Genomic DNA, 9,110 nt, shown 5'->3' with positions numbered 1-9,110 from the left:
GCGTCGGGGTTGGCGTCGGGGTTGGCGTCGGGGTTGGCGTCGGGGTTGGCGTCGGCGTCGGCGTCGGCGTCGGGGTCGGCGTCGGGGTCGGCGTCGGGGTCGGCGTCGGGGTCGGCGTCGGCGTCGGGGTCGGCGTCGGCGTCGGGGTCGGGGTTGGCGTCGGGGTCGGGGTTGGCGTCGGGGTCGGCGTGGGCGTCCCGCTGGGTTCGTCGTCGAAGCAGAACCGGATGTGGCCCAGGCCGTAGTACGAGCCACCCAGTATGTTCAGCGGCGCGTGCAGGCCGTTATCGGTCAGGACCGTGGGCACGTACAGATAGAAGTTGGCGTTCGGCCCGCCCTTGACCAGGACCGCGTCGACCGGGAGGTTGCCCGCGAAATCAACCGTCTGGCCGAGCGCCGAGCTCCCAACCGTGAGCTGGGCCTCGAAGTCGCTGCCCGGATCGGCATGCAGACCGTTGGTCACCGGCTCGACCTTGAACTCGTGGTCGTAGTCGCCGACGGACGCGCAGGTCGGATTCCCCAGGAGGGTGACCGGCACCACGTGGGATGCGAGGACCGGTACGACGCTCAGAAGCAGCGCAAGAGCAGTGATCAGGACCGCGAGCGTGGCGCGCAACGGTCGTGCCGCGCGACCGGCGCCACGCCGGAGCCGGTGACGTCGATGGCCGAGCGCAGCGCGACCGCGCTTGCCCGACCGCGCCATCCGATGCACGACTGCGCCCTCCCTGGATAAATGCATTTACGTGGTGAGGATGCGATGCGTGCGCATCTCCATCCATGGCGTGATCGTCCCCTGGGTACGCCCCGGTGCGCGGGGGCACCTGGCGAAAAACCGCGGAAAAGCGTGGAGTGGGGTCTGGTGCAGTACTCGAAGGGGACCGATGTACTGGTACCCCTGGCCGGCCGTCGCGCGCCGATCGGTGGCGGTCCCTAACGGCTCCAGGCTTGGAGCTCGAGGATGTTGCCCTCGGGATCGGTGACGTAACACCAGGTGACGCGCCGGCCATCGGCGGTGGTCAGGGTCACGATGTCCCCGATTCGCCCGCCACCGGCGGCCAGCACCTCGCCCTGCGCCGCCTCCACGTCGCGGACCGCAAAGGCAATGTGCGCGAACCCCGGTCGGTTGGCCGCGGTCGGTGGGCGCTCCTCGGCGCGGCGGTATTGGTATATCTCGAGAGTCGGCCCGTCCGCCCCGAGGCCGGGCAATCGCAGGTGCGCGCCACGCAGCTCGGCCCCGGCCACCCCGGTCCCCCGCTCCAGGTCCGGGCCGGCGTAATTCCGTTCCGGCGGCACGACCTCGCAGCCGAAAACCGTCCGATAGAAGTCCACCAGCCGGTGCCAGTCGGCGGCCACGATGTTGACGTGGCCGAAGCGGACACCGGGGAGCGGGAGCCGATTCGTCAATCGCGGGTACCCTACCGCACGACATGACCGCGTCCGCAGACGGCTTGGCGCTCGCCACTCGTGACCTGCGCAAGAGCTATGGCTCGCGCCTGGCTTTGGCGGGTCTGGACATATCCGTCCCGACCGGAGTGGTCTATGGCTTCCTCGGGCCCAACGGGGCGGGCAAGACGACGACCATGCGCCTGCTCACCGGACTCATCCACCCCGACCACGGCAGCATCGAGCTCCTGGGCCGACCGTTCAGCGGGCGGGATCGGCGGCGGCTGTTCGACATCGGCGCCCTGGTCGAGACACCCTCGTTCTACCCGTTCCTGTCGGGCCGGGAGAACCTCCGGGCGATCGGGGCCAGTGGCGCCCCTACGACGAGGGCACGCGTCGAGGAGCTGCTGGAGCTGGTCGGGCTCCGCGATCGCGCGCGGGACAAGGTCTCCGGCTACTCGCTGGGCATGAAGCAACGCCTCGGCATCGCAGCCGCCCTGCTCAGTGACCCGCAGCTGCTGCTCCTGGACGAGCCGGCCAACGGCCTCGATCCGGCCGGGATCGTCGCGATCCGCGAGACGCTCCGCCACCTGGCGGCGGAGGGCAAGACCGTGTTCGTATCCAGCCACCTGCTGGGCGAAGTGCAGCAGATGGCGGACGTCATCGGGATCATCGCCGCGGGGCGCCTGGTGCGCGAGGGCTCGATGACCGAGCTCTTGCATGGCGCCGACCTGGTCCGCGTGAGGGTGGCTCCGCATGAGGTGGCCTCCGCGGCGGAACGTCTCGCCAACCTTCCCGGACACGACGGGGTCGAACCATCCGCCGATGCGGGCTGGCTCACGGTGCGCATCGCGGCCGACCGCGCCGCCGAGGTCAACCGGACCCTGGCTGACGCCGGCATCTACGCCGCGCGGCTGGAGGCCGGCAGCGACCTGGAAGAGCTGTTCCTCGCGCTGACCGCGGACGAGGCCGACAGCCATGAAGGGACATTCCAGGGGATTGCCACCCCGACGGCGCCGGGGGGCGACGGATGAGGATCCTCCTCTCCGGGCTGCGGAAGCTCCAGCGCCGACCGGCGACCTGGCTCACCTTCGGGATCCTGACCGGCCTGCTGGTGATGATCATCGTCGCGGTGGCAGCCACCGGAGGCGATGGCGGAGGGCCGGGCGGACCGGATGGACCGGACCCGCTGACCCTCGTCACGTTCCCGTTGGCCTACCAGCTGATCCTCGGCTTCATCGTCGGGCTGGGAGGCCTCTTCGCGGTCACCTACGGAGCGGCGGTCGCCGGCTCGGAGTGGTCGTGGGGAACCCTGAAGATGGCGGTCGCACGCGGGGAGAGCCGGAGCCGGTACATGTTGCTCACCTTCGCGGCGGTGGCGGCGTACTTGGTGGCTGGACTGCTGTTCTCATTCCTCATCGGCGTGGCGGCGGCCTTCATCGGTGCCAACCTGGCAGACGTCCCCACCGATGGAATGAACAACGCGGACGCTCTGGGCGCGCTGCCGGAGCAGTTCGGGCGGGGGTGGTTCGCGATGGCCGAGCAGGGAGCGCTGGGGTTCGCCGTGGCCACGCTGGCCCGCAGCCAACTGGCCGGGATCGGGGTGGGGATTGCCTTCTACTTCGGGGAAGCGTTTGCCGGCATCTTCCTGCCGGACATCGTGCGCTACATGCCCTTCAACGTCGCCACGTCGGCGGTGGGGCTTGGGGGTGGCGGGTTCGGGGCCGGGCCCGACCCGCTCGCGCAGGAGACCGCCATGCTGCTGGTCGGCGCGTGGCTGATCGGCTCGTTGGTCGTGGCGGCCGTTTTCACCGAACGCGCCGAAATCACCGGCTGAGCGCGGTCTAGATCGGGCCGGTGCAGGTCAGGCACGGCACGACTGAGAATGGTCGGGGCGGGCGGATTTGAACCGCCGACCCCTGCGTCCCGAACGCAGTGCGCTACCAGGCTGCGCTACGCCCCGACCGAATCCATCGCGGTCGCCGTCGGGCGGCCGGATCGGCTCCGCATCGTAGCAGCCGGCCTCCACGGTGCCAATCCACAGCCGATCGGGGTAGTGCCTGATAGGCTGGCTTCGTGGCCGCAGCCATCGACGAGGAGACCTGGGGACGCATTCTAAGCGAACCGAATGCGGCGCCCGAGTCACGCCTGTTCCGCCATCTGCCGTCGGACCCGCGCTGCAAGCTGTGCGCCGCTCCGTATCGGGCGCCGTTCGGGCCGATCATGCGGGTGATCGGGTATGGCGCACTGGCCAAGAACCCCCAGCTCTGCAACCGATGTTTCTCGGCGCTGTCAAAGAGTCCGGGCGGAGCCGAGGTGCAGCTCACGGTCCTGTTCGCGGATGTGCGCGGATCCACGGCCATGGCCGAGCAGGTGAGCGCCGGGACGTTCTCCAATCTGCTGGCGGACTTCTACCGATTGGTGACCGATGCCGTGCAAGCCGAGAACGGGCTCATCGACAAGTTCTTGGGGGATGGCGTGATGGCGCTGTTCATCCCCGCCTTCACCGATGGCAATCACGCGCGCCGCGGACTCGCCGCCGCGCGCCGGATCCAGGATGAAGCCCATCTTCCGGTGGGTGTGGGAGTGAACACCGGATCCGCGTTCACCGGTTTCATCGGCCCCACCAGCGAGGTAACCAGCTTCAGCGCAGTTGGCGACGCGGTGAACGTCGCACATCGCCTCGGGGACGCCGCGAAGGCCGGTGAGCTGCTGATCTCGGCCGAGACCGCGGCCCAGGCCGGGCTCGAGACCGACCGAGCGAAGGACGCCTGGTCGATGCGGACGCTCCCAGTGAAAGGCCGCGAGGAGCCCGTCCAGATCTGGAGCCGGCTGGCCGCCTCCGCCTGACCGCCTCCTTCTGAGCGCGGACCACATCGGTCCAGGACCTATAGTCCCTCGCCATGGAAGCCGTGCGGCCATGGCTGCGCACGACCGACGCCCAGCTGGTCGGACTGACCCTATTGGTGAAGGCCCTGCTGTTCGCCTGGGGTCTGGTGATGGTGGCCCTGGTCAACGACCGACCCATCGACCTCGGCCAGATCTTTGGCATCTGGAACCGATGGGACGCGCCGCACTACCTCGACGTCGCGCTGTTCGGTTACACCGCCTACGACCCGGGCAACCTGCCGATGTACAGCAAGCTCGGCGACCTTGACCTGTTCATCGTGTTCTACCCGCTGTTCCCCTGGGCCACTGCGCTGGGACTCACCGTCCTGCCGGAGCTGGTGGCGCCCATCATGGTCAGCGCCGTCGCCTCGGTAGCGGCGGTGCTGCTGCTCTACCGGCTCGTGGCGCGCGAGTTCGGGGAGCACATCGGCAAGCGGGCCGCGGTCTTCATGCTCATCTTCCCGACCGCCTACTTCCTCCACATCGGCTACACCGAATCGCTGTTTCTGGCGCTGGTGCTGGGCTCATTCCTGGCCGCCCGGACTGACCGATGGTGGCTGGCCGGCCTCCTGGGCGGGCTGGCAGCGCTGACGCGGGTCAACGGCCTGATCCTCATCCCGGCGCTCGCGGCAGAGGCGTGGCTGCAGTGGGCGGAGGATCGGCGCTGGCGGGCGGCCTGGGCATGGATCGGCCTGGTGGCGGTGGGCTTCGGCGGCTACCTGTTGATCAACTACGCGGTGTACGGCAACCCGTTCGAGTTCCTCCGCATCCAGAACGAGCACTGGTTCAAGTCGCTGGCCTGGCCGTGGGAGGGGATCGGCGGAGTGTTCGGGTGGCTCGAGAATGACACTCCCGAGAACGTCGTCATGTACGGCGTCACCGAGCTCGCGGCCATCGTCCTGGGGCTGGCGGGGACGGTCGTGGCGGCGTTCCGCTTCCGCCCCGCCTGGTTCACCTGGATGACCGGCAACTGGCTGCTGTTTGTCAGCACATCGTTCGTGTTGTCCGTGCCGCGCTACGCACTCACCATGTTCCCGCTCTTCGCGTGGTTCGCCCAGCTGGCCGAGCGGCGGTGGCTTGGGTTTGTGCTGGGGGGCGTCTCGGTGGCGCTTCTGCTGTGGTTCTCGGCGCGCTTCGCGACCGGGGCGTGGGCATTCTGATGCGCCTTCCGACGTGGGCAGTCGTCCTGGCGGTGACGCTGGGGTCACCCCGCGAGGTCGTGTCGTAAGCCCAGCCACACCAGGCGCACCGCGCTAAGCGCACACTCTAGCGGATGCGCCGTCGCGACTGCACACGCCCCACTCTTGTCGAGCTAAGGGTCACGAGCGAACGTCTGGAGCCAGGTGCCGCGAAAGTCAGGGTGCTTGGCGATAATGTCGCGGGCGTAGTTCCACGCTGTGATTAGACAAACATCCGGAGGCCTGGTGTCGAGTGTCGCCGACGGATAGACCGGGACCGCTATTGACGGCAGCCAGCGTCCGTTGCGCAGCGGCGAGTCATCGATCACATACTCAAAGTCAAGCTCCGGCAACTGGTTCATCCACACGTTCGCACGTCCGGACGCGCCATATGCGGCTACGCGTCGATCCCCGTGTAGAGCGGCAGTGAGCACCGCGTACACCGGCGACCGGCGGCGCCGCGAATAGCCGTCAACTAGCAGTTGGAAGGATTCCCGGTGAAGGTCACTCGGCCGCGTAATCGGAACCAACGTGCCGGTCTTCTTGAACCCGCATCGAAGAAGCCCTCCATGCAGCGGCCTCCGCTGCGTGAAGGTCGGCTCGAACCCAACCTCTCCGACGACGGCGCGGAGTGAGCGCTCAGACCATTCGACTTTATGCTCGTGATAGATCGTGTCCCACTGGCCGCCGTCCAGCGTCGCCGCGAGATCGTGCACTTCCAAGATGAGCTCGCCGCCCAGGCGGAGGAGTATGTCAGCGGCCTCGAAAGCTCCGTGCAGATCGGTGAAGTGCGCCATGGTATTCGATGACGTCACCAGATCCACTTTGCCGCGGTCGGGATACTCCATAGCCAAGTCGAAGGTGAGAGGCAGATTCAGCAGCTCGTAGTCTTCGGACCGTTGCGTGCGCGCGACGTCACTGGGATCGATACCGACGCGACGCCACGCCGTCGGCAGCCGCGAGAGAAGAACCCCGTCGTTTGCGCCGATTTCGACCACGTGAACGCCTGCAGATCCGAACCGGCTGGCGAGAAACTTCGCGTACTCCTCGAAATGGCGGACGAGCCCAGGGACGGTCGAGCTTCCGTACCGATACTGACCGTATAGCACGCTATCCGATACGTCTTCGAGGACTTGAACGAGCTCGCACCATTGGCACTGAACCCACGTCAATGGAAACTTCGGAGAAGTGAGCGCCTCGGTCTCCGATTCGCAGAATCTGCCCGCCAGAGGCATAGGATCCATGCGAAGCAAAGTGAACCAGTCGTCCTGCTGCCGGGCGCATCCCCGGCAATGGGACACTATTCCGTAGGCGCCGAGGTTAGGCGGCGAGGCTTCTGGCGTGGCACGTGGCTGAGCAGGCGTACCCATCGTTACGCTAACTCTAGCCATCTGCGGGCATTGTTAGCCATGGCTGACATGGCGCAACGTGTCCAGCGACCAGGCCATATCTACTGGTGAGTCAGGGGCCGTGGTGCTGGCTGAAATACGTACTCCTCGCCAATACGGTTCGCGTAACAGGCCGACTCCGCCGCCCCGGTGCACTCTACGGGGATTTTGACGCGCCCGACGCAGCGCAGGGATCGTCAGTTGTACTCGGAGGTCGCCTCGGCGTGGTCCAGGAGTGCCGAGATCGTCTCGTACTCCTCGATCCGAGTTGTGTTCTCGGACGTGTACTCCTCGCCGGGCTCGCGCTGCGAGAGCGTCGCCGGTGGCCGGTACTCAGGGTGGACCACGAAATAGTTGTCGTCCTCGACCGAGCGCGGAAGCTCGTACTCGTTCACCAGAACTTCGTGGATCTTCTCCCCCGGGCGCACGCCGACCTCGCAAATCTCGTGATCGTCGCCTCGCGGGCTGTACTTGCGACGCATCACCTCGGCGAGGGTCTGAACCGTGCAGGCCGGCGCCTTGCGCACGAAGATCTCGCCGCCGTTTGCCGTCGTCAGCGCACGCACGACCAGCTCGACGGAGTCGTCGAGCGTGAGCATGAAGCGGGTCATCTGGGGAAGGGTGACGGTGATCGGCTGGTCGCGCCTGATCTGCTCCCGGAAAAGCGGGATGACCGAGCCTCGGCTGCCCATCACGTTGCCGTACCGCACGCACGTGAAGATCGGGCTCGACCGGTATAGGTTTTGGGCGCAGACGATCTTCTCCATGAGCGCCTTTGTCATTCCCATGGCATTCACCGGCTTGACGGCCTTGTCAGTGCTCAGCGCTACGACAGTCCGTACCCCCGCTGCGGCCGCCGCGTCGCACACGTTGAGGGATCCGAGCGTGTTCGTCTTCAGCGCCTCGGCGGGAGCCGCCTCGCAGGACGGCACCTGCTTGAGCGCGGCCGCGTGGAACACGAAGTCGACTCCCTCCATGGCGTCGCGCAGCCGGTCGCGGTCACGGACGTCGCCGACGATGTACCGCAGGTTGGGGTACGTCTTCTGCATCTCCCATTGCTTCTTCTCATCGCGGCTGAAAATGCGGATCTCCGCGGGGTCCTGCTCGAGCAGGTAACGCGCGACGCGGTTGCCGAAGGATCCGGTCCCTCCGGTGATGAGGATCGTGGAGCCCGCGAGGTGCAAGGGGATCTCCGGTGCGTGGGACGCCGTTTCGGGCGCAGGTGCCAACGGCACCTCGCAGGATAGCAACTAGCCTCCCTCGCGGGCCTCAGAGCCCGAGGGTGGCAGGGTTCTCTAGTATGGCGCGCCAACGCTTTCGGAACGCGTCCGCGCTGAACGCCTGCGCGTGCTGCCGCAGCACTACGGCCTCGAAGCGCATGCTGTCGAGCGTCTGAACGGCCGCACGGAGGCTGACTGCTGAAGGTTCGTCGAAGAAGACTCCGGTTCGCCCCTCGTCGACTGTCTCTGTCGAGCCACCCGCGCGGAAGGCGATGACCGGCTTGCCCGCTGCCATCGCTTCGACCGGTGCAATGCCGAAGTCCTCCACGCCCGGCACGACGTACGCGTGGCATCGGCGGAACAGGCGCACCACCTCTTCGCGTGGCAGGTGCCCGACGAACCGCACCGATGGGCCGGCGAGCGCTTCGAGCCTCGCGCGTTCAGGGCCGTCGCCGACGACTACCAGCTCGCGCCCGAGCGCGGCGAAGGCCTTGACGGCAAGATCGATGCGCCGGTACGCCAACAGCCGCGCGGCGACGAGATAGTACCCGTCGTCCTCGGTGCCCAGCTGCATCTCCTCGAGCCGCACCGGCGGGTAGATGACCTCGTCCACCTCGCGCCGCCAGTTAGCCTCGATGCGCCGGCGCACGGTGTGCGAAATGGCGACCACGCGGTCGGGGCGTTGGGCCGTACGGCGATCCCAGCTCTGCATGACCGGCCTGATGGTCCGCGCGGCAAGTCGCGCAAACGGCGAGTAGCTCGATTCGGAAAGGTAGGTGTTGAGGTCCCAGGCATATCGCATCGGAGTGTATATGTAGGAAATATGCATGCCGCCAGCGCGGGTTCGCATCGCCTTGGTAAACGCGATTGAGCTGGTGAGCAACAGGTCTGCGTCGGCGCGCAGCGCGCCGAAGTACGCGGCGTAAAGCGGATAGAGGCTTCGGAAGCCGGCCGATGGGCCGACGAGGCGCTGGAGCGGCCATGGTCGCACGCGGCCATGTTCGATTCGATCCCCGAAACGCGCGTCGTCGAAGAAGCTGGTGTACACCGGA

Annotated in this window: 9 protein-coding genes and 1 tRNA gene; 4 read left to right on the top strand and 6 right to left on the bottom strand. The window is 67.2% G+C overall.

Features of this window, described 5'->3' with window-relative positions; genetic code table 11:
- Window positions 1–616: hypothetical protein (locus AABM41_08190; GenBank protein ID MEK6192289.1), on the bottom strand; the 616-nt coding region annotated here is incomplete at its 3' end.
- 314 nt (window positions 617–930) lie between these two features.
- Window positions 931–1,404, bottom strand: a complete 474-nt coding sequence (locus AABM41_08185; GenBank protein MEK6192288.1) for a VOC family protein — start codon at window positions 1,402–1,404, stop codon at window positions 931–933.
- Window positions 1,405–1,427: 23 nt separating this feature from the next.
- Here AABM41_08185 and AABM41_08180 point away from each other — a divergent pair, with 23 nt between their 5' ends.
- Window positions 1,428–2,417: an ATP-binding cassette domain-containing protein gene (locus tag AABM41_08180; protein ID MEK6192287.1), complete on the top strand. Its 990-nt coding sequence runs from the start codon at window positions 1,428–1,430 to the stop codon at window positions 2,415–2,417.
- Window positions 2,414–3,220, top strand: coding sequence for a hypothetical protein (locus AABM41_08175; GenBank protein MEK6192286.1), 807 nt, complete (start codon window positions 2,414–2,416; stop codon window positions 3,218–3,220). The genes AABM41_08180 and AABM41_08175 overlap by 4 nt, the downstream gene beginning before the upstream one ends.
- Before the next feature lie 49 nt (window positions 3,221–3,269).
- Here AABM41_08175 and AABM41_08170 read toward each other — a convergent pair.
- Window positions 3,270–3,346 (bottom strand) — tRNA-Pro (locus tag AABM41_08170).
- Window positions 3,347–3,459: 113 nt separating this feature from the next.
- Between AABM41_08170 and AABM41_08165 the strand changes: the two genes are divergently transcribed.
- Both AABM41_08165 and AABM41_08160 read left to right on the top strand, forming a co-directional pair.
- Complete coding sequence (locus tag AABM41_08165; GenBank protein ID MEK6192285.1) at window positions 3,460–4,233, top strand: adenylate/guanylate cyclase domain-containing protein; 774 nt, start codon at window positions 3,460–3,462, stop codon at window positions 4,231–4,233.
- A gap of 53 nt (window positions 4,234–4,286) precedes the next feature.
- Window positions 4,287–5,432: a glycosyltransferase family 39 protein gene (locus AABM41_08160; protein ID MEK6192284.1), complete on the top strand. Its 1,146-nt coding sequence runs from the start codon at window positions 4,287–4,289 to the stop codon at window positions 5,430–5,432.
- 152 nt (window positions 5,433–5,584) lie between these two features.
- On the opposite strand, the gene AABM41_08155 is transcribed toward AABM41_08160, so the two are convergent.
- From AABM41_08155 to AABM41_08145, 3 genes are all read right to left on the bottom strand, one after another.
- On the bottom strand, window positions 5,585–6,685 hold the full coding sequence (locus tag AABM41_08155; protein ID MEK6192283.1) for a methyltransferase domain-containing protein: 1,101 nt from the start codon (window positions 6,683–6,685) through the stop codon (window positions 5,585–5,587).
- 350 nt (window positions 6,686–7,035) lie between these two features.
- Window positions 7,036–8,067 carry a polysaccharide biosynthesis protein gene (locus AABM41_08150; protein ID MEK6192282.1) on the bottom strand — a complete coding sequence of 344 codons (1,032 nt, stop codon included), beginning with the start codon at window positions 8,065–8,067 and terminating at the stop codon, window positions 7,036–7,038.
- A 40-nt stretch (window positions 8,068–8,107) separates the two neighbouring features.
- Complete coding sequence (locus AABM41_08145) at window positions 8,108–9,106, bottom strand: glycosyltransferase (protein MEK6192281.1); 999 nt, start codon at window positions 9,104–9,106, stop codon at window positions 8,108–8,110.
- Between the last annotated feature and the right edge of the window lie 4 nt (window positions 9,107–9,110).

The organism is Chloroflexota bacterium (assembly GCA_038040195.1).
Classification (GTDB): Bacteria; Chloroflexota; Limnocylindria; order QHBO01; family QHBO01; genus DASTEQ01.
The sequence above is the reverse complement of the archived record's forward strand: the minus strand, read 5'-3'. Positions and strand labels throughout refer to the sequence as shown.